This window comes from Flavihumibacter sp. CACIAM 22H1, from assembly GCF_001601815.1.
Taxonomy (GTDB): domain Bacteria; phylum Bacteroidota; class Bacteroidia; order Chitinophagales; family Chitinophagaceae; genus Flavihumibacter.
The window spans coordinates 11334-32444 of the sequence record NZ_LUKG01000055.1 but is presented as its reverse complement, the minus strand read 5'-3'; the positions used below and the strand labels follow the sequence as shown (position 1 = coordinate 32444).

The following is a 21111-nucleotide window of genomic DNA, read 5'->3' as shown; positions in this document are numbered from 1 at the left end:
GATATAGAGATCCTTTATTGATACTACTCCCTTTATATTGTCAATATCTTCGTCACATATCGGGTAAATAGAATGTGGTTCTTTGATGATTTTTTCTTTGATAGATTGTTCGTTATCGTTGATATCAAACCAGATAATGTCACTTCGGTGGGTCATAAGAGAAGTGATGGTACGGTCACCGAGGTGAAAAACCCGCTCAATTATTTCCTGTTCTGCTTCATCAATGGTGCCTTGTTCTGTTCCCTCACTGATTATGGCCTTGATTTCTTCTTCTGTTACCTGTGAATCATTGGGTTTTACGCCAAGCAGCCTGCTTAATAAATTGGTGGATTTGCTGAGCAACCAGATAAAGGGATGGGTGATCATACTGATTAACCGCATCGGCCCCGCTACCAGTTTTGCAATTTTTTCCGGGTTCGATAGGCCAATCCGTTTGGGTAATAATTCGCCCAGTACCATGCTGAAATAGGTAAGGATAATAACTACGATAGCGGTAGCAATTCCGTTGGCATACTGGCTGATTGGTGGAAACTGCCGTAAAAACGTTGCCGTATCCGAGGTTAAGGTTTCGCCGGAAAATATACCCGTTAAAATGCCGATAAGTGTAATGCCTATTTGAACAGTAGATAAAAAAGTATCGGGGTGGTTGGCAAGTGCCAATGCTTCCTTGGCCCTTAAATCGCCTTTTTGGGCCTGAGACTCAAGCCTTGCTTTCCTGGCCGAAACCAGGGCAATTTCCGCCATCGAAAAAATACCGTTTAATAAGATTAATCCAAGTATTATAAAGATCTCAATCATGTGTTGAAGTTCAGTATGCTGCCGGTTTCGGCAAACCAATATTTTTATTGAAGATACTACTCATTCCAAATCCAAGCAGGGAACCTATGAGGGCACCCGCAAGTACATCCAGGGGATAATGAACACCTACATATACCTGTGCAAAAGCAACGAAGGCGGCAAATACAAAAAGCAGGTTTACCCAGGAGCCAAGCAGGGGGCGCAGGGAGCCGGCTACAAAACTGGCAAAGCCAAAGTGATTGGTGGCATGAGAGGAGGTAAAGCTGCTGCTGCCCGGGCAATAACGCACAAAAAAACGAACCTGGTCGATCATTTCCGGATCACGGCAGGGACGTAACCGGAGTATATTGTTTTTAATCAGATTACTGCTTACCTGGTCCGTAATTGCTATGGTACAGATGGCAAAAAGTATCCACCACCAGCCTTTTTTTCCGAGGTTCTGAATCGTCAGTACCATGAAAAAAAGATAGAGAGGTATCCAGAAATAGGTTTCACGGATATGCTGGAATATAAAATCCAGGAAAGGATGATGCCAATGGCCATTAATCTGAACAAACAACTTTTTGTCCAATTCAATAAGCCGGTTTAAAAGTTCCATATTTGTTTACAACTTACACAAAAATAAGTAGTTAGCAATAATAAAGCCGGGATGTTTAAATTATTACGAAATTCGCGCGCATGTTGCGGATTTCCCCGATACTTCGTTGGATCATTTTGTTAAGTGTATTTCTGCTGCTTACCATGGGGTTGGCCAGGGGCTTAGCCTGGATGGTATTTGCCGTACCCGGCGCAGAAAACAGCCCTGCCTTACCAACTTTTTGGCTGGGCTTCCGATACGATTTCAGAATTGTTGCACTACTGGGTCTATTGCTGTTTGCATTGGGTAGTATACCGGTGCTAAACCCATTTAAAAGCATCCGGGCTCAAAAAATATGGACCTGGTTTCTAGGCCTGGTATTCCTGGCATTGATAGTTTTTTATATAATTGATTTTCTGCATTTCAGGTACCTGAATCAGCGTTTAAATGCAAGTGCCCTGGCTTTTCTGCAGGATGCCGGAATTTCGGCCAGCATGGTTTGGCAAACTTATCCGGTGATCCGGTTACTACTGGCTGTTGTGCTGCTTACCTGGCTGATGGTGCTAAGCCTCAAAAGGATCTTTAAATGGAGCCGGGTTGAAAATTACCGACCGGTTAAACCAGGCTCCTGGCTATTTCCTATTGTATTTGTACTGCTTGCCGGTATTGGAATTTTTGGCAGGATCGGTCAATATCCGCTCCGCTGGAGCGATGCATTTAACCTGGGCTCCGATTTTAAAGCCAATATTGCATTAAATCCCGTTCAGTCCTTTTTTAGTTCGTTCAGCTTCAGGACCTCTTCGTATGATCTGAAAACCGTACGAGCCAGCTACAGCAAAATGGCCGACTGGCTGGGCGTTTCCGACAAGGATAGTGTAAAATTGAATTTTCGGCGGCAAGTTCAGCCCGATTCAATCGCTAATTGGTCCGGGGCTGCTACGCCCAATATTGTACTGGTGATCTGTGAAAGTTTTAGCGGGTATAAAAGTTCCATGTGGGGCAGTCCGTTAAATACAACGCCTTATTTTAACCAGCTTACCAGGGAAGGCCTGTTCTTTGACAATTGTTTTACCCCTACCATTGCCACCGCCCGGGGAGTATGGGCAACCATTACTGGCATCCCGGATGTAGAACTGGTAAAAACTGCCAGCAGAAACCCCTTAATGGTGGATCAGCATACGATCATAAATGATTTTAACGCCCATAAAAAATATTATTTTATTGGGGGAAGTACAAGTTGGGCAAATATTCGGGGTATCCTCAACAACAACATAACCGGCCTGTCGATTTATGAAGAAGATGATTACACTGTTCCGCGAATAGATGTTTGGGGAATCAGCGATAAACACCTTTTTCTGGAAGCAGATAAGGTATTGCAAAAGAAAAAGCATCCTTTTTTTGCAATTATACAAACCGCCGATAATCATCGCCCCTATACCATTCCGCTGGAAGACCGCGAAGCCCTGGGAATAATGGAGTTTCCCTTAGATACATTGAGAAAGTACGGGTTTGAGTCGAACGAGGAGCTAAACGCTTTCCGCTATACCGACTACTGTTTTAAAACATTTATCGAAAAAGCAAAAACCTCGGATTATTTCCCGAATACCCTTTTTGTTTTTGTAGGGGATCATGGAATTGCTGGTAATGCAGGTCCGCTGTTCCCGGCATCCTGGACGAAAAACTCCCTATCCTCCAATCATGTACCCCTGCTCTTTTATGCACCCGGTAAAATACCCGTAAAAAGAATTCATGACATTGCTTCCCAGTTGGATGTGTTGCCGACCATTGCCGGCATTGCCAATATTCCCTATCGGAATACCAGTTTGGGGAGAGACCTGGTAAAAATGCATTTTACGGGCGATACGGCTGCCAGCCGGGCATTTATCCTGGACGTAAATAATAAAAACAGGGGCATTCTTTACCAGCAATATTATTATTCCCGGTCCTTACAGGGCACCATCAGTTCACTGGAATGGGCCGATTTTGCAAGCCAGCCGACCACCACGGAAAAACCTTCCGCGGAATGGTATGAATGGTGGTCCAAAGCCTATTTTGAAACTGCCCGCTACCTGCTGTTGAATAACAAAAAATAGAAAACTGGTTTATTAAACCAGCTCCATCAAACATTTGATTTTTTTTATAAAATCTTAGAGCAAGAGCATAAATTTTGAAAAATCTTCAATAATCAGGCTGCTCACGACTAGGCAGAATCGCTTATTTTTGAGGCCTTAAACCTTTGAACTGTGGCATTGATAAAAAGTATATCCGGCATTAGGGGAACAATCGGCGGGCACCCTGTTGAAAATCTGACACCCATTGATATTGTTCGATTTGCTGCAGCTTATGGCAGTGTTCTACTGGAAAAACAAAAATCACCCAAAGTAGTTATCGGACGCGATGGCCGGATTTCCGGTGAAATGGTAAGTCAGCTTGTTTCACAAACACTGGTGGGATTAGGAATTCAGGTAGTGGACCTGGGTTTGAGTACAACTCCAACCGTTGAAATGGCCGTTGTTTGGGAAAAAGCGGATGGTGGTATTATTTTAACAGCCAGTCACAATCCCAAAGAATGGAATGCTTTGAAGTTGTTAAACGCTGCAGGCGAATTTATTTCTGCAGAAACAGGGGCATTGGTACTGGAACTTGCCGCTAAGGAAAGTTTTCAGTTTGCTTCCGTAGATAAATTAGGCAGTATAACGGCCAACACCAGTTATCTTCAGCAACATGTACAGGCAGTGGTAGATTACCCACTGGTTAATAAGGAAGCTATTGCCAAAAAACAATTTAAAGTTGTGGTGGATGCCGTTAATTCCAGCGGTGCTTTTGCTATTCCTCAGCTGTTAAAAGCGTTAGGCGTTGAAGAGGTAATCGTACTGAATGAAGAAGTGAATGGACGTTTCGCACACAATCCCGAACCTTTACCGGAAAACCTGGTAGGGTTAAGCGCCGAAGTAAAAAAACAAGGCGCTTCCCTGGGTATTGCGGTAGATCCGGATGTGGACAGGCTTTGTTTTGTTTGTGAAGACGGCAGTATGTTCGGCGAGGAATTTACGCTAGTTGCCGTTGCCGACTATGTATTATCGCATCGTAAAGGAAATACGGTTTCAAATATGTCTTCTACCAAGGCATTGAAAGAAATCACCCTGCAGCACGGGGGTATCTATTATCCCTCTGCAGTAGGAGAAGTAAATGTGGTTAAAAAAATGAAGGAAGTGGGTGCGGTTATCGGGGGTGAAGGCAACGGTGGAATTATTGTGCCTGATTTTCATTACGGCAGAGACGCCCTTATTGGTGTGGGATTGTTTTTAAGTGCGCTTGCACAACATAAAAACGGCATTAAATCCTTCCGTACGAAATACCCCGATTATTTTATTTCCAAGAATAAAATTGAATTGGAAAAAGGGGTAAATGTTAAAAATATTTTCGAAAAGATCGAAAAGAAATACAAGAAACAGCCCATTAATACGGAAGATGGATTGAAAATTGAATTTGAATCAGATTGGGTTCATTTACGCACATCAAACACCGAGCCCATTATCCGCATTTATGCAGAAAGCAATTTTGAAACAACCGCTAATAATATTGCACTACGGCTTATGCAGGATATTAAGGAATTTATCCAGTAAGCTTTAGGAAGGCTATATCAGAATAATTTTCGAAATTTGCGGCTCGCCCTAACAGGCGAGCTTTTTTTAGCTAAAACATACACGTGCAACGAATTTATTTAGACAATGCTGCCACCACTGCGCTGGATCCGCTGGTGCTGGAAGCGATGATGCCTTATCTCACCGATAAATTTGGAAATCCTTCTTCGATTTATTCGTACGGCAGGGAAAGCAGGTTAGCGATTGAAACTGCCCGTAAACAGGTAGCCCGCCTGCTGGGGGCCCACCCGGCCGAGATATTCTTTACTTCCGGAGGAACTGAAAGCAGCAATACAGCTATCCTGGCTGCCGTCCAGGATCTTGGCTGTACCCATATTATCAGTTCACCGTTGGAACATCATGCTACCTTGCACACGGTGGAGTTTTTGCAGAAATCACGCGGTATTCCGGTTAGCTGGGTAACTGTTGACTCCTCTGGTCATGTTAATTACGAAGACCTTAAAAGACTTTTGGCCGGGCATAGCGGTAAATCGCTGGTAAGCCTGATGCATGCTAATAATGAAATCGGCAATCTTACAGACATTCACCGGGTAGGAGAACTCTGCAAAGAATACAACGCTATTTTTCATTCCGATACTGTTCAAACGGTTGGTCATTATCCTTTTGATCTCCGGAATACACCGGTACATTTTATAACGGGTGCCGGCCATAAATTTCATGGTCCTAAAGGAGTGGGGATTTTATATGTGAATGAAAATGTACAGATCCAGCCATTCCTCCATGGTGGCTCCCAGGAGCGAAATATGCGCGCAGGTACCGAAAACCTATATGGTATTGTAGGATTTGCTAAAGCGCTGCAACTGGCCATGGACAACTATGAAAAAGACAGCGCCTATATTCATGAGTTAAAAAAATACATGGCGGAAAAACTGATCTCATCCATTCCAGGTACTTCCATAAATGGCGACTGTTTTGGTAAAAGCCTGTATACTGTTCTGAATATTGCATTTCCTAAGACGGAAAAATCAGAAATGTTGCTCTTTAACCTCGATATCAACGGCATCTGCGCTTCAGGTGGAAGTGCCTGTACCAGCGGGGCTGATCTCGGGTCTCATGTAATCAGGGCGTTTAAACAGGATCCTAATAAGGTAGCGGTGCGTTTTTCATTTTGTAAACATAATACCCGAGAGGAGATCGATTTGGTTATTGGGAAACTGAAGGGGATGCTTTAAACAGTTCAAACAGTAGTTCAGGTTCATTCGTCGTTATCATTGGAAATTGATGCAATAAAAAATACCTGATTTTTTTTTCATCATTCACCGTCCATACGTTTAATACCTGTTGGTTTTTTTTTGCCATGGCTATCCAGTCTTCATGGTTTTCGAATACCGAATAATGATAATCCAGCCCGGTAATACCATCCCGGATAAGTTCATCCGGCGATTTGGTTCCGGATAAATATTGGACCTTGGCTGCAGGGTCCATTTTTTTTACCTCTAACAGGATTTCATAATCAAAGCTGATATAGTTTACCCAGGCCTGGGCACCCAGGTTATGGATCAGTTCTACTGTTTTACGGGCACGCAACGCAGCTCTTTCCGGGCCTTTGTCGGTTGGTTTGATTTCTACAATCAGCCTTGTTCCATATTGCTGCATACCGGCTTCTAAATAAGCGCGTAATGTGGGTAAGCTTTCCCCATTGGCCAACCGTTCGTTCGCCAAGGCCGCAAATGTGTGTTCCTCAATTGCTTTACCCTTGAAATCGGCATCATGATTAATCACAAGGCTATCGTCTTTTGTGAAATGAACATCGAATTCAGTTCCTGCACAATTCAGCCGTATGGCTTCAGCCAAAGAAGCCAGTGAATTTTCAGCGGTAGCAAGCCGTTTCCAGGCACCCCTATGCGCAATTACCGGGTTCCTGTGAAAAGCGTCGTTAAGAATACGGAATTGCTTTTGTTCATTTTTCCCGTTTCGTACAAATTTCAGCGTTACGCTTAATTCCTTCCTGCGTTGGATTTCCTGCTGGCCTTTGGTGGTTAGCTGCAACAGGTTGTTTTTCCAGCTGAATAAATCGCGGGCAGTGTGTACCTGTACTTTTTCGTACGAGCCATTCACTAACTCACCGATTACGGCCTTACCGTTATAAATATAATTCGATAACCCGGATAACCCGGTTTGAGCAGTGGCAAACATAGAGCATAATATAGCAGCCAATAATACCAATCTGATTTTCATGCTGCCAAGTTAATCAATCAGCGAATCATATTTTTGATTTCCTGGAGTTTTAACAGCGCTTCCACGGGCGTTAACCGGTTTATATCCAATCCATCCAGCGTTTTGCGGATGCTGTCAAAGGTTTGTGTGTGTACGTCAAAAATAGATAGTTGCATTTTGGGGCCACCGATCTCTTTCACTTTTTCTGTGAGCGCAGGTACAGCAGGCTCACCGCTGTCGATGGTTTGAATGGATTGTGTTTCCAGTTGTTCAAGAATTTCATTGGCCCGGTTTATTAAGGAGGCGGGCATGCCGGCCATTCTTGCTACATGAATACCAAAACTATGGGTACTGCCTCCGGGTGCCAGTTTTCGAAGAAAAATAATTTTATTGCCCACTTCTTTGTTAGTGATATGGAAATTCCGCACCCGGCCCAGGTTGTTCTCCAACTCATTCAATTCATGGTAATGCGTAGCAAAAAGGGTTAGCGGCTGTTGCGCAATCTGGTGCAGGTGCTCTACCATACTCCAGGCAATAGATATGCCGTCATAAGTAGACGTACCCCGGCCAATTTCATCCAGCAGGATAAGGCTGCGGTGCGTAACGTTATTCAGAATACTGGCCGTTTCATTCATTTCCACCATAAAAGTAGATTCGCCCCCGCTCAGGTTATCGGAAGCGCCTACCCGCGTAAAAATTTTATCCGTTAGCGGAAGTTTCGCCAGGTTGGCCGGTACAAAACTTCCCATATGCGCCATCAGAGTTATAATAGCCACCTGCCTTAACAGGGCACTTTTACCCGACATGTTCGGTCCGGTTAGTATAATAATCTGCTGGTCTGTTTTATTAAGAATAAGATCATTGGCTACATATTGATCACCAGGATTCAGGTAGCGTTCAATTACCGGGTGCCTGCCTGCTTCAATGAGCAGGTCTTCCTGTTCTGTAACTACCGGTTTCTTGTAGCCGAACTGTACAGCATTGGCTGAAAAACAAAGCAGGCAATCAATAATGGCAAGAATATTTCCATTGGTTTGAATGGGAGAAAGAAAGTCCTGCAATTCATTTAAGATCGATTCAAACAAACTCAGTTCCAGGGATAGGATCCGGTCTTCTGCCCCGGTAATCTTTTCTTCATATTCCTTTAATTCCGGTGTAATGTATCGTTCTGCATTGGTGAGGGTTTGTTTGCGGGTCCAGGTTTCTGGTACTTTGTTTTTATGCGTATTGGTTACCTCCAAATAATAGCCAAACACATTGTTGAACCCGATTTTAAGGGATGGGATGCCCGTTTTACCGGCTTCTTCCTGTTGCAACTGAACCAGGTATTCCTTACCCTTACTGGCTATCGCCCGAAGATCGTCCAGTTCGGCACTTACTCCTGCCGCAATATAGTTGCCTTTGGCAGTGGTAGGAGCAGGGTTTTCCATGATCTCGTTCAATATTTTTTCCGCTATATAGGTACAGGGATTCAGGGCATTGGATAAACGACGAAGATATTCATTGGGAGAGGTAGCTGTACTAGCCTGAATTTCCTTTACCTGCTGCAAGCCTTTTGCAAGGTGGATTAATTCACGGGGACCGATCTTTTTTAAGGGTATTTTACTCACCAGTCGTTCAACGTCTCCGCATAGCCGAATATGATGGCTGATTTTATTCCTTTCTTCTACCTGTGTTATAAAATATTCTACCAGGTCGAGTCGCTCATTGATTTTGGTTAAATCCTTCAGTGGAAAAACCATCCATCGTTTCAATAACCGGGCTCCCATAGGAGATACCGTCTGATCCAGTACTTTCAATAACGAATGTGCATCGCTGTTTGGTCCGCCCAGTAGTTCCAGGTTGCGTATGGTAAAGCGATCCATCCACAGAAAATCTTCCCGGTCTATGCGCTGCATGGAAGCAATGTGCTGGAGGTTGGGGTGTTCTGTGTCTCGGAGATAATGCAGGATGGCGCCGGCCGCTACCAGGCCCAGCGATAATTCTTCCACGCCAAATCCTTTGAGAGAATGGGTTTGGAAATGTTTTAATAGGGTTTCCTGGGCGTATACATCCTGGAATATCCATTCATCCAGTGTATAGGTATAAAACTTTGACCCGAAATATTCTTTGAAGTTTTTTTGCTGGTTACGCTGAAAAAGTACTTCGGCAGGTTGGAAACTCTGTAGTAATTTATCGGCATATTCCCGGTCTCCCTGGGCAAGAAAGAACTCCCCGGTAGAAATATCCAAAAAAGCTATGCCGTACCGCTCCTCCTCAGCAAAAAAAACTGCCCCTAAAAAGTTATTGGAATGATGTTCCAGCAATTTTTCGTTGGTAGTTGTTCCCGGGGTTACCATTTCTGTTACCCCTCTTTTAACGATGCCCTTGGCCTGCTTGGGGTCTTCCAGCTGATCGCAAATAGCTACCCGGTAACCGGCTTTTACCAGCTTGTGCAGGTAGGTGTCCAATGCATGGTGCGGAAATCCTGCCAATTCAGAAGAGGACGCTGCCCCATTATTTCGTTTGGTCAGGGTTATTCCTAATACCTGGGAGGCAATGATGGCATCCTGGCCAAAGGTTTCATAAAAATCACCCACGCGGAACAACAATACGGCGTCCGGATAACGTTGTTTAATCGCTTTATGCTGTTGCATCAGCGGAGTATCTGCACTGGATTTCGACATAGCCAGCAAATATAATGTCTTCATCAGCAAACCCACCCGGCTGCCGGTAGGGTGGGGAAAAGTTGGGTATCAATAGTTGTATATTTGCACCATGCGAAAACTGAGCATGGAGGAGCTAGGCAGGAAATCAGTGGACGAATTCAGGCAATCTGATAAAATACCCATTGTTGTAGTATTGGATAATATTAGAAGTATGCATAATGTGGGAAGCGTATTTCGCACCGCTGATGCCTTCCTGATCGAAGCCATTTACCTCTGCGGGTACACCCCTCAGCCCCCTCATCGCGATATTCATAAAACGGCGCTGGGTGCCACGGAGTCGGTAAAATGGACCTATTTTTCAACCACACTGGAAGCCGTGGAAACGCTCCGGGAAGCAGGGTATGGAGTGTATGCCGTGGAACAGGTTACCGGTAGTTACCCGCTAAACCAATTAAGTACAGACCCCGACGAAAAGATGGCGCTGGTTTTTGGGAATGAGGTAAGTGGGGTGGATGCTGCCGTTTTGCCGCTTTGTGCAGGCTGCATTGAAATTCCACAGTTTGGTATGAAACATTCCTTAAACATATCTATAGCAGCGGGCATTGTATTATGGGAACTTGTCCGTCAAAAAATCTGATCAAGCATGTCTACGATAAAAAACTACCTGAGCCTCATTAAATTCAGTCACACTATTTTCGCCATGCCCTTTGCCATGATTGGCTTTTTCCTGGCAGCTACCGGGTCTACCGGTTATTTTGGACTGCTTACCCAGGATTATCGTGCTGTTTTATTGAAATTTTTACTGGTTATACTTTGTATGGTATTTGCCCGGTCAGCTGCTATGGCATTTAACCGTTACCTCGATCGTCAGTTTGATGCCAGGAACCCGAGGACAGCTATCCGTGAAATACCTGCCGGAATCATCAGCGCCGATAAAGCGCTCTGGTTTACCATTGCCAATGCCCTTCTTTTTATTCTTGCTGCATATTTTATAAATCCGCTTTGTTTTTATCTTTCGCCTGTTGCCCTCTTAGTGGTACTAGGATATAGTTTTACCAAACGCTTTACAGCGCTTTGTCACCTGGTATTGGGACTTGGTTTATCACTTGCACCCATCGGTGCATACCTGGCAGTAACCGGTAGGTTCGACTGGCTGCCTGTGCTGTTTTCATTGGCTGTAATTTTTTGGGTAAGTGGTTTTGATATTATTTATGCCCTGCAGGATGAAGAGTTTGATCGCTCCCAACAATTGCATTCCATTCCTGCAGCAGTGGGTAAGCAAAAAGCCCTGTGGATTTCTGAATTATTGCATCTTTTGAGTGCTACCAGCGTAGTGTTGGCTGGCATCCAGGGGCATTTTGGTTGGTGGTATTGGGCGGGTGTTTTGGTATTTGCCAGTATGCTTGTATACCAGCATTCGATCGTAAAACCCAATGATTTAACCCGGGTAAACCTGGCGTTCATGACAACCAATGGAATTGCCAGCGTGGTTTTTGCTCTTTTTGTTATAACAGATCTATTGGTTCGATAATAGAATTAAATCCATTACATGCCTAGAATCATGGCCATCGATTATGGTGGGAAAAGAACCGGAATTGCCGTTACCGACCCCTTTCAGATAATTGCAACCGGGCTCACAACCATTCCATCGGCCGAACTGATCCCTTTTCTGAAAAAATACCTGGCGCAGGAAGAAGTAGAGCGTATTATTATCGGGGAACCTAAAAACTGGGACGATTCAGATACTCATGCCACTCCCTTAGTAGCAGCAGCTGTTAAAGAAATACAAAAAAACTTCCCACAGCTTCCGATCGAAAAAGTAGATGAGCGCTATACCTCCGTCATGGCCAAACAAACCCTGCTGCAATCCGGTCTGAAGAAAAAAGCCCGGCAAAACAAAGCCCTTGTGGATGAAATTGCTGCCACCATCATATTACAGGAATGGTTGGGCCGGATTATGTAACTTTGCCTGCTAAGCTTCTAAGAATCATGATTTTACCAATTGTGGCCTACGGTCATCCGGTTTTGAGAGAACCTGCTAAAGAAATAGATAGTTCCTACCCCGGGTTGGAACAACTGCTTGCTGATATGTGGGAAACCATGTACAATAGTAATGGAGTAGGCCTTGCCGCACCTCAAATCAATCGTTCTATCCGGTTATTTGTTGTGGATAGCCTGCAGATCATTAACAACCTGGAAGACGAGGAGAAGGAAGACTATCCGGGTGATGAAGGAATCCGGGAAGTTTTTATCAATGCAAAAATTAAGCAGCTGGATGGGCAGGAATGGTTGTATAATGAAGGTTGCCTGAGTATTCCGAAAGTAAGAGAAGATGTTTCCAGAAAACAAACGGTTACATTAACCTACCTAAACGATGCCTTTGAGCCGCAGGAAAAAACCTTTACCGGCATTACAGCCCGGGTTATCTTGCACGAATATGATCATATAGAAGGTAAATTGTTTATTGACCATATCAAACCCCTGAAACGAACCCTGTTGAAGCGAAAATTGGACGATATATCCAAAGGTAAGATCAGGGTGGACTACCGCATGCTATTTCCTAAATAAAGTGGTTCCTGTATTCATGCGATCGGTTTTTATATACCTTTTTTGGATGGCAATAGTTCCGGTTTCGGCGGTACATGCCCAGGATTCCACCATCCGGGTAGAAGACAAAATTATTACCCTGAAAGAAGTGGTGGTGCTTTCCAATATGGATGTGCCGTCTTTCATTAAACGAATTCAACTGGACACTAGCTTTTACCGGGCTTTTAAAAACCTGCATGAGCTTGGTTATTCCTCGCTGAACGATGTGCGAATGTTAGATAAAAAAGGGAATGTCAGCGCCTCCCTGGAAAGCAAAACTGAACAGCAGTATATAAACGGCTGCCGTGAAATGATTACCCGGGAGGAAAAAATAAGCGGTGATCTGAAAGACAAAAAAGGCGATTGGAATTATACTACCATGGAAATGTATGCGGGACTTTTCTTTACGACCGGTAGGGTCTGCGGAGAAAATAATTCCGTTTCGCAGGCGGAGTTAAATCTGAAAAATAAAAGGGGACTCGAAAAGCACAAAGAACAACTGAAAATGTTGTTTTTTAATCCCGGCAGAAAGATTCCCGGCATCCCTTTTATTGGTGACAAAATCAATATTTATGAAGCACCCATGTCGGCCTTGTACGAATTTGTACTGGATATGGAAACTTATAAAGGCGAGAACTGTTATGTTTTCCGGATAGCTGCGTTGCCCGATCTTTCTTCCTCCCAACAAAATGATATTGTAATTAACAAAGTGGAAACCTGGTTTAATCCTGCGGATATGCGCATTATGGCCCGGCGATACGACCTTAGCTACAGGGCAGGGGTATACGATTTTGATGTACAGATGCAGGTAGAAATGAGCAATTTTGGAGCATTACTGGTGCCCTCTTTAATTCGCTACACTGGTAATTGGAAAGTAGCTTTTAAAAAAAGAGAACGGGGTATATTTACTGCCTCTTTATTTGGATTCCACAATTAGATCTCCCTTCGCTTTCACATACCTTCTCCACTTTTCAATTAACTGGTCCATATCCGCCGGCAGTTCCGAATCAAAACGCATTTGTTGTCCACTGGTAGGATGCAAAAAACCAAGGCTTTTTGCATGCAATGCATGCCTTGGACAAATAGCGAAACAATTCTCTATAAATTGTTTGTATTTGGTGTAAACCGTTCCTTTTACAATCCGGTCGCCACCATAAAAGTCATCGTTAAAAAGGGGGTGCCCTATATGTTGCATATGTACCCTGATCTGGTGGGTACGCCCGGTTTCGAGCCGGCATTCTATCAGTGCTACATAACCGAATCTTTCCAATACCGTATAATGGGTAATAGCATCCTTGCCGTACTCTCCTTCGGGATAGGCATCGTATAATTTCCTGAACCGTTTATGACGGCCAATATGGGCAATAATGGTTCCTTCATCTTCGGCGGGGTCTCCCCATACCAGGGCAATATATCTGCGGTAAACCGTATGGTTAAAAAACTGCTTAGCCAATGATGTTACGGCCTGGTCGGTTTTAGCCATAACCATCAGCCCACTGGTGTTTTTATCGATCCGGTGTACCAGGCCGAATCTGGGAAGGGTTTCTTCCGATATTTCCGGGTTTTGTTGTTGAAGATACCAGGCTACGCCATTTACCAGGGTGCCATCGGGGTTGCCGGAACCCGGATGAACCACCAGGCCGGCTGGTTTATTTATAATTAACAGATCAGCATCTTCATACTCGATCTGAAGTGGCAGCGGCTGTGGCTCAATTCGTTCTCCTCTTTTTTCATAATGCGAATACACGATAATCTCATCCGCAGGTTTGATTTTATAATTCGACTGTGTTGTTTTTCCATTAACCAATACCCTGCCTGCATCAATTGCCTTCTGAACTTTATTGCGGGTGGCATATTCTATCCGGGCAACCAGGAACTTATCGATCCGCAAAGGTTCCTGCCCTCCATCAATCTTGAAACTGTGCTGTTCATAGAGTTCTTCCGAACTCTCTTCCTGGTCTTCCAGTTCGCCATCCAGCTGATCCAATGCCATTTCTATCAAATTTTTGCAAAAATACAATTCCCCGGGCAGTCGTTCGTAAATTTGCCCCATGCAAACCGTGCACGTGCAAGATTTGGGACAAATGAATTATCAACCGGCCTGGGAATTACAGGAAAACCTGTTGCAGTGGAACCTGGCGAAAAAAGCAGGCGGCAGGGCCGAGGAAACCAGGCATCATTTGTTACTGGTAGAACATGCACCTGTTTATACCCTGGGTAAAAGCGGGTTACTGGAACATGTGCTGGTGGATGATGAAACCAGGGAAAAAATGGGTATTGAATTTTTTAAAACCAACCGTGGGGGCGATATTACCTTTCATGGACCCGGCCAGGTGGTAGGTTACCCGGTGCTGGACCTGGAGAAAATTTATACCGATATCGGTAAATACCTGCGGAATCTTGAAGAAGTAATTATACGTACCATGGCCTTTTACGGCTTGAAAGGTGAACGATCACCCGGCGAAACCGGAGTGTGGCTGGATCCGACCCTGCCCGGAAAGGAGCGGAAAATATGTGCAATGGGGGTTCGGTGCAGCAGGTGGATAACCATGCATGGATTTGCCTTTAATGTAAATACAGACCTGCATTATTTTGACCATATAATTCCCTGCGGAATCCGCCAGAAATCTGTTACTTCACTAGAATCGGAGCTGCAGCGAAAAGTTGATATGCAGGAGGTAAAACAACTCCTGTTGAAAGAGTTCCTGGATGTATTTGAGCTGGAAGAATTTAAAAATCGCGGTTAATGAAAACGCGGTTCTTTTCCAGTAATTTTCCATCCTCGTAGATCTCAAAATAATACCAGCCGGCCTGCATAAAATTGGCTTTATCTAGTAATAAACTGGCATCTTTCACTTCCTTTATTTCAAAAAGTGGGGTCAGGTCCTGCTCAAAAAATTTAACCAGGTATTTTCTTCTTGCATACCAGGGCAGTTCCACATGTATCAGTCCTGCTTTGTCAATGAAAACATATTTTGACGTACCATATACTTCTTTGGGACGAAAGGGTTTGATTACAATGGTATCACGGTGAGACATAGTAATGGTATCTTTTGTCTGCATGCTGATAGAGTCTCTGAATCGTTGAATAAAACGCTCATTGATTTCTCCCACGACCATTTCATCTTTTTTTATAACCAGGTATTTTTCCGGTTCTGGTTGAGGGATGATTGGTTTTTCTACCGGTCGGGGTACGGGCTTTTTAATCGGTGCTTTTTCAACGGGTGCTTTAGGTGGGTCAACGACTGGCTGAACTTTGGGTGCTGGCGGCACAGTTTTAGGTTTTTTTGCTTCACTGAAACTGTATTCTCCACCGTCCAGCATGATATAGATCCTGTAATAAAAATTAGTATCGGGCAGGTTCTGATCTACAAAACCATTTTTAAGAACAGTAGGGTCGGGGATGCTGATGATGGTTTTGAATAAGCGCGCACTGTCTTTCGAACGTTGAATACTTAACTGCCTGATTTTGGTTCCATAAGGATTTGTCCAACTGATCAGGATTTTATTTTTTCCTTTTATCTCTGCCGAAAAAGAAGGCAGGGTGTCCTGCGCTTTTCCGGCAAAAGAAAGGAATAAATAAACCAGGATCGGGCAAAGCCGGAAAATAAAGCGGTTTTGATTCATCATCGCAACAAATATAAGGCAGTAAAAAAGCTTTCCATAATAATTAAAACACCAATTTATCCGGAGAAATAGAACGGTTTCCCTGGAGGCCACCACTATGTATGAGTAATATCCTTGAATCGGCCGCAAAATAACGGTTTGCACATAAGTCCATCCAGGCATAACACAACTTGCCGGTATACACGAAATCGGTCGGCACATGGGTGGCCTCAAAAAACCGATTCATAAAATATAGCAAAGCTGGTGTATGTCGTCCATACCCACCAAAATGAAAGTTGTTAAGGACCTGTATGCGCCCCTTTAATGAAGGAAATTTATGTAGAATACCCGGCGCGGTCTGCTCTTCCCCTTTCAGACTGCTGATGCCGATAAGCTGCTGGTGGGGGAGCGAAGCCAATCCGAGGCCGCTTAACATGGTTCCGGTACCAACTGCGCAAAGTATATGCGTGTATTGCTCCAGTGCAGGAACAAATTGCAATATATCTGCTGCGCCCTTTATACCTGGCTCTCCCCGTCCGCCCTCATCTACCACCAGGAAACCGGGGTATTCCTGTTCCAGCCTTTCCAGGAGCAATTGACGGTCTTTATAGGCCGTTCTGCTGATAAACTGCAGGTTCATTCCGAGCTTTCCGAGTTCCCGCAGGGTATCACTGTGATGAGCCGGCTCTTCTCCCCGTATAATACCAATGCTTTGCAGTCCGCTTATCTTCGCAGCAGCGGCAACAGCTAATAAATGATTGGACCAGGGGCCACCCAGTGTTACCAGCCCGGTTTTTTTTGTCTGCACTGCCATTTCGAGGTAATAGCGAAGCTTAAACCACTTATTTCCACTGATTTGGGAATGGATTTTATCAAGCCGAAGCATATCGGTATCAATCGATTGCTCTGGAAACAAGCGGATTTTGTCAATTGTAATGAGGTCGGTATCAATGGATAAAGTCATTCTGATGTTTTATATTCGTGCCCGAAACAAAAATAGAAGAATGAAACCAACCTTAGTAATCCTGGCAGCAGGAATGGCCTCCCGCTACGGAAGTTTAAAGCAGATTCAGTCATTTGGACCTAGCGGAGAAACAATTATGGAATATTCCATTTTTGATGCAATCCGCGCCGGCTTTGGAAAAGTTGTTTTCATTATCCGTAAAGAATTTGAAGCTGATTTTAAAGAAGTGTTTGGATCTAAACTGGATGGAAAGGTAGAGGTAGATTATGTGTTCCAGAGCCTGGATGCATTTCTTCCCGGCGTGGCGGTTCCGGAAGGCAGAACCAAGCCCTGGGGTACAGCGCATGCGGTGCTTTGCGCAAAAACAGCGGTGAAAGAACCCTTTGCAGTTATCAATGCGGATGATTTTTACGGACAGGATGCATTTGTTAAAGCATACGATTTTCTGACCACGGATTGCAGTCCTTCCAAACATGCCATCATCGGTTATGAACTCTTAAAAACCCTTAGTGAACATGGAACCGTAAACCGGGGGGTATGTCGGGTCGATAAGGCCGGTAACCTGGAATCCATCGCCGAACGACTGAATATTTCCAGGAAAGATGGCAAAATTGTCTGCGACGATATGCAAGAACCGGTTGAACTTCCCTTGGATTCCAGCGTTTCAATGAATTTTTGGTGTTTTCATCCATCTGTTTTTGACATCAGCCAGCAAATGTTTGATGATTTTGTAAAGCAACATTATACTGAACCCAAGGCTGAATTTTTTATCCCCATTGTGGCCGATGATTTTATTAAAACTGGTAAAGGGGTTATACCTGTCATTCAAACAAGCTCCAACTGGTTTGGAGTAACTTATAAAGAAGACGCCCCAAGTGTACAAGCCAGTTTAGATGCACTTGTTGCAGCAGGGGAATACCCTGATAATCTCTGGAAATAAACCGGCCTTCAGCGGTACATTACTTTCGGGGCAATCAGGAGGAAATTTTATCTTTAAGGGAAAATCAATCACTAGGACAGAGCAGGACAGTTGATTGGTTTTCCCTTATTAAGTTTCCTAATTAATTGATTGCTTTGAAATGAAAGAGGAAACAGTCTTTTGGTTATGGTCCTTTTTAGGCAGGTTACATCCGATGTTTGTTCATTTCCCGATCGGGTTAATAGCAATGGCCTTTTTGCTGGACCTCATCAGTTGGAAAAAAAGAGACCGCTCTTTGCTAAAAGCCGTTCGGCTGGTATTGTTGGCAGCTTCTATCAGTTCAATCTTTTCTGTAATCGCTGGTTTTTTGCTGATCAATTCAGAATCGTATGGTAGCTCTATACTGCCAGTTCATCAATGGGTAGGAATAGCTACCCTGTTATTGGCTTTTGCAGCTACCTGGTTTTATTATTCCTCCCGGACAGGCATGGGTAGGGTTTTTCTGATCAGTTCCCTGATCAGTGTACTAGTGGCGGGTCATTTCGGTGCAGCGCTTACTCACGGAGAAGACTATCTGACCAGTGTATTACCCGGAAATACAATAGAAGAAACAGCAGGTTCCGGCGGTATGGTAAATTTTGCTGCACTGAAAGAGCCCCTGAACGAATCGACCATACAGGACTTAAACTTCCAGGTTAGGAGTATTCTTGCGCATCATTGTTACAGCTGTCATGGAGCCGCCAAAGTAAAAGGCGCTTTACGGCTTGACAAAAAAGAATATGTTTTCGAAGGTGGTGAAAATGGTCCTGTACTGATTGCCGGAAACGCAGCCGGCTCTGAACTTATACGCCGTATAAAATTACCCAGATCGCACAAGGAAGCAATGCCCGGCAAAGGAAAAGGACTTTCGGACGATGAAATTAAACTGCTCGAGTTCTGGATTGATAAAGGCGCTCCCTGGCCCGACGGACCTGTTAAAAGTCTGTACCGCGTGGCTGATCTGGCGCCCAGGTTACCTGTCTTACCTCCCGCAGAAGGGATTTATACAAATCCTGTGGACCGAATTCTGACTGCTTACTTTAAGAAAAACAAATTCTCCTGGCCGAGCCCGGTAGAGGACCGATTGTATATAAAAAGAGTATACATGGACCTGGTGGGCTTGCTGCCCCAGCCAGACTCTATTGAAGCATTTGTTCAAAATAAGCAGCCGGACAAAAGGCAGCAACTGGTTCATTCCCTGCTGGAAAACAAACATGCCTATAGCCAACATTGGTTAAGTTTTTGGAACGATCTTTTGCGTAACGACTATACCGGCACGGGGTATATAACCGGTGGCAGGTACGATATCACCAAATGGTTGTATAGTGCTTTATACACCAATAAACCTTATAACGAATTTGTAAAGGAATTAATTAGTCCGGACAATACGTCCAAAGGATTTATAAAAGGAATTCAATGGAGAGGAACCATAAATTCCAGCCAGAGTACAGAAATGCAGGCCGCGCAAAATGTTTCGCAGGTATTCCTTGGTTTAAATCTTAAATGTGCAAGCTGCCACGATAGTTTTATCAGCGATTGGAAACTGGAAGATTCCTATGCCTTTGCCAACCTGTTTTCAGACAGTATACTCCAGATTGCCCGCTGTGATCAGCCTACCGGCAAATGGGCCGATAGCCGGATACTGTATCCACAATTGGGCGCTATTGACAAAAACCTGCCAAAAGAAAAACGGTTGGAGCAATTGGCAGATAAATTAGTTCAACCGGCCGATGGAAGGCTGTACAGGACATTGGTTAACCGGATATGGGCCCAGTTATTTGGCAGGGGGCTGGTAGAACCTGTTGATGCTATGGACAATGAACCCTGGAACCAGGATCTGCTGGATTGGCTTGCTTATGATTTTGTACAATCCGGATACGATATTAAAAAACTGCTGTTTACCCTGTTGAGTTCGCAGGCTTATCAGCTTCCTACCGTTACGGTAAAAGAACCGGAATTATTAATGGCAAAGGATTTCCGGTTTACAGGAATGATCCGTAAACGCATGACAGCGGAACAATTTGCGGATGCTATTGCACAGGTATTTGAGCCTATTTACCCCGATTCTGTAATAGTGGCTCACTTATTACCCGACTCTGTACGCTGGAATATGCCATTTGCCCGGGCATCACTGGTCAAAAACGATCCTTTTCTGATAGCCCTGGGACGTCCGGCAAGAGAAACGGTTACAACTAGCCGAAGTTCACAGGCGAATCTTATTCAGGCATTGGAATTAACAAACGGCAGTCTTTTTCATGAGGCGGTTAAGAAAGCAGCGGAAAAATGGAAGGGAAAAAGCACCGATGAGTTTGTACCTGAAATTTATCGAAGGACACTCGGCAGAAATCCGACATCCGCCGAACTTGGGCTGGCGAAAAATACCCTTGGTAGCAAACCGGCAGCTTCCGCCATCCAGGACTTTCTTTGGGTAATGGCCATGCATCCGGAATTTCAATTAATTTATTAAACAGTTATGCATACCTGTTATGAATAAAAAATGGAATCGCAGGGAGTTTTTGAAAAATAGTTCAGGGGCAACCCTGGCAGCACTGGCCGCCGGTGCGCCGCTTACTAATTTCCTGGCCGGCTGCAAAACTAGTGCAGCTAACCAGGCTTCTGCAGATACGGTTATCCTGTTATGGATGGCAGGTGGCATGGCGCATACCGAAACCTTTGATCCCAAAACCTATACCGCCTTTGAAAAGGGCATGAGTGCCAACCGCGTACTCAGTACGTTTCCTGCCGTACCTACGGTATTGGACGGGGTTTCCTTTTCTGAAGGCCTCGAATCTATCGGAAAAGTAATGAACCGGGGCACCTTAATCCGGTCTTATACCGCGGCAGATATGGGACATATCCTGCATGCCCGGCACCAGTACCACTGGCATACCTGTTACGAACCACCTCAAACCGTAGCAGCACCGCATATCGGGGCCTGGATTGCGCATTTACTGGGACCCAAAAACCCGGTTATTCCTGCATTTATTGATATTGGCCAGCGTTTCAGCGTAGGTGAAGCAGAAGAACTGAAGGCGTTTCATACGGCAGGTTTCCTGGGAAATGAATTTGGTCCGTTTATGATACCGGATCCTTCCGCCGGCCTGGATGCAGTGCGGCCTCCCGTAGGTATGGACGCCAGCCGATTTGAAAAA

19 protein-coding genes are annotated in these 21111 nt (G+C 44.5%); 12 read left to right on the top strand and 7 right to left on the bottom strand.

Annotation, left to right across the window (positions count from 1 at the left end; all coding sequences use genetic code 11):
* Together A1D16_RS14600 and A1D16_RS14595 are read right to left on the bottom strand one after the other, a co-directional pair.
* The coding region (locus A1D16_RS14600; protein ID WP_290710784.1) for a hemolysin family protein at positions 1-798 on the bottom strand (798 nt) is incomplete at its 3' end.
* 10 nt (positions 799-808) lie between these two features.
* Positions 809-1396, bottom strand: a complete 588-nt coding sequence (locus tag A1D16_RS14595) for a phosphatase PAP2 family protein (RefSeq protein WP_290710782.1) — start codon at positions 1394-1396, stop codon at positions 809-811.
* An 80-nt stretch (positions 1397-1476) separates the two neighbouring features.
* On the opposite strand from A1D16_RS14595, the gene A1D16_RS14590 reads away from it, so the two are divergent.
* The 3 genes from A1D16_RS14590 (at position 1477) to A1D16_RS14580 (ending at position 6212) form a co-directional block, all read left to right on the top strand.
* Positions 1477-3468: a sulfatase-like hydrolase/transferase gene (locus A1D16_RS14590; protein WP_290710780.1), complete on the top strand. Its 1992-nt coding sequence runs from the start codon at positions 1477-1479 to the stop codon at positions 3466-3468.
* A 150-nt stretch (positions 3469-3618) separates the two neighbouring features.
* Positions 3619-5001 carry a phosphoglucosamine mutase gene (gene glmM, locus A1D16_RS14585; protein WP_290710779.1) on the top strand — a complete coding sequence of 461 codons (1383 nt, stop codon included), beginning with the start codon at positions 3619-3621 and terminating at the stop codon, positions 4999-5001.
* 83 nt (positions 5002-5084) lie between these two features.
* On the top strand, positions 5085-6212 hold the full coding sequence (locus A1D16_RS14580; protein WP_290710778.1) for a cysteine desulfurase family protein: 1128 nt from the start codon (positions 5085-5087) through the stop codon (positions 6210-6212).
* Here A1D16_RS14580 and A1D16_RS14575 read toward each other — a convergent pair.
* Both A1D16_RS14575 and mutS read right to left on the bottom strand, forming a co-directional pair.
* Entirely contained in the window at positions 6184-7218 is a 1035-nt protein-coding gene (locus tag A1D16_RS14575; protein ID WP_290710776.1) for a glycerophosphodiester phosphodiesterase family protein, read from the bottom strand. The two genes, A1D16_RS14580 and A1D16_RS14575, sit on opposite strands and share 29 nt — an antisense overlap.
* A 17-nt stretch (positions 7219-7235) precedes the next feature.
* The gene (gene mutS / locus A1D16_RS14570; RefSeq protein WP_290710774.1) at positions 7236-9863 is read right to left on the bottom strand and encodes a DNA mismatch repair protein MutS; all 2628 of its coding nucleotides are present in this window, start codon (positions 9861-9863) and stop codon (positions 7236-7238) included.
* 91 nt (positions 9864-9954) lie between these two features.
* Here mutS and A1D16_RS14565 point away from each other — a divergent pair, with 91 nt between their 5' ends.
* From A1D16_RS14565 to A1D16_RS14545, 5 genes are read left to right on the top strand one after another with little or no spacing between them, the layout of a single operon-like run.
* Positions 9955-10482 carry an RNA methyltransferase gene (locus tag A1D16_RS14565; protein ID WP_290710772.1) on the top strand — a complete coding sequence of 176 codons (528 nt, stop codon included), beginning with the start codon at positions 9955-9957 and terminating at the stop codon, positions 10480-10482.
* A gap of 6 nt (positions 10483-10488) precedes the next feature.
* A complete protein-coding gene (locus tag A1D16_RS14560; protein ID WP_290710771.1) occupies positions 10489-11376 on the top strand; it encodes a UbiA-like polyprenyltransferase in 888 nt (295 codons plus the stop codon).
* Between the two features lie 18 nt (positions 11377-11394).
* Complete coding sequence (gene ruvX / locus A1D16_RS14555; protein WP_290710768.1) at positions 11395-11808, top strand: Holliday junction resolvase RuvX; 414 nt, start codon at positions 11395-11397, stop codon at positions 11806-11808.
* A 26-nt stretch (positions 11809-11834) separates the two neighbouring features.
* Entirely contained in the window at positions 11835-12413 is a 579-nt protein-coding gene (def, locus tag A1D16_RS14550; protein WP_290710766.1) for a peptide deformylase, read from the top strand.
* A 46-nt stretch (positions 12414-12459) separates the two neighbouring features.
* Complete coding sequence (locus A1D16_RS14545) at positions 12460-13368, top strand: hypothetical protein (RefSeq protein WP_290710764.1); 909 nt, start codon at positions 12460-12462, stop codon at positions 13366-13368.
* On the opposite strand, the gene A1D16_RS14540 is transcribed toward A1D16_RS14545, so the two are convergent.
* Positions 13348-14424 (bottom strand): RluA family pseudouridine synthase, encoded by a 1077-nt coding sequence (locus A1D16_RS14540; protein WP_290710762.1) that lies wholly within the window; start codon positions 14422-14424, stop codon positions 13348-13350. The genes A1D16_RS14545 and A1D16_RS14540 overlap by 21 nt on opposite strands.
* 58 nt (positions 14425-14482) lie before the next feature.
* On the opposite strand from A1D16_RS14540, the gene lipB reads away from it, so the two are divergent.
* Entirely contained in the window at positions 14483-15178 is a 696-nt protein-coding gene (lipB, locus tag A1D16_RS14535) for a lipoyl(octanoyl) transferase LipB (protein WP_290710760.1), read from the top strand.
* Here lipB and A1D16_RS14530 read toward each other — a convergent pair.
* Together A1D16_RS14530 and A1D16_RS14525 are read right to left on the bottom strand one after the other, a co-directional pair.
* Positions 15162-16061, bottom strand: a complete 900-nt coding sequence (locus A1D16_RS14530) for a hypothetical protein (RefSeq protein WP_290710758.1) — start codon at positions 16059-16061, stop codon at positions 15162-15164. The genes lipB and A1D16_RS14530 overlap by 17 nt on opposite strands.
* A 40-nt stretch (positions 16062-16101) precedes the next feature.
* On the bottom strand, positions 16102-17001 hold the full coding sequence (locus A1D16_RS14525; RefSeq protein ID WP_290710756.1) for a pyridoxal-phosphate dependent enzyme: 900 nt from the start codon (positions 16999-17001) through the stop codon (positions 16102-16104).
* 40 nt (positions 17002-17041) lie between these two features.
* Between A1D16_RS14525 and A1D16_RS14520 the strand changes: the two genes are divergently transcribed.
* The 3 genes from A1D16_RS14520 to A1D16_RS14510 form a co-directional block, all read left to right on the top strand.
* Positions 17042-17941: a sugar phosphate nucleotidyltransferase gene (locus A1D16_RS14520; RefSeq protein WP_290710754.1), complete on the top strand. Its 900-nt coding sequence runs from the start codon at positions 17042-17044 to the stop codon at positions 17939-17941.
* A gap of 139 nt (positions 17942-18080) precedes the next feature.
* Positions 18081-20426: a DUF1549 domain-containing protein gene (locus A1D16_RS14515; RefSeq protein WP_290710752.1), complete on the top strand. Its 2346-nt coding sequence runs from the start codon at positions 18081-18083 to the stop codon at positions 20424-20426.
* A 19-nt stretch (positions 20427-20445) separates the two neighbouring features.
* Positions 20446-21111: DUF1501 domain-containing protein (locus A1D16_RS14510; protein WP_290710750.1), on the top strand; the 666-nt coding region annotated here is incomplete at its 3' end.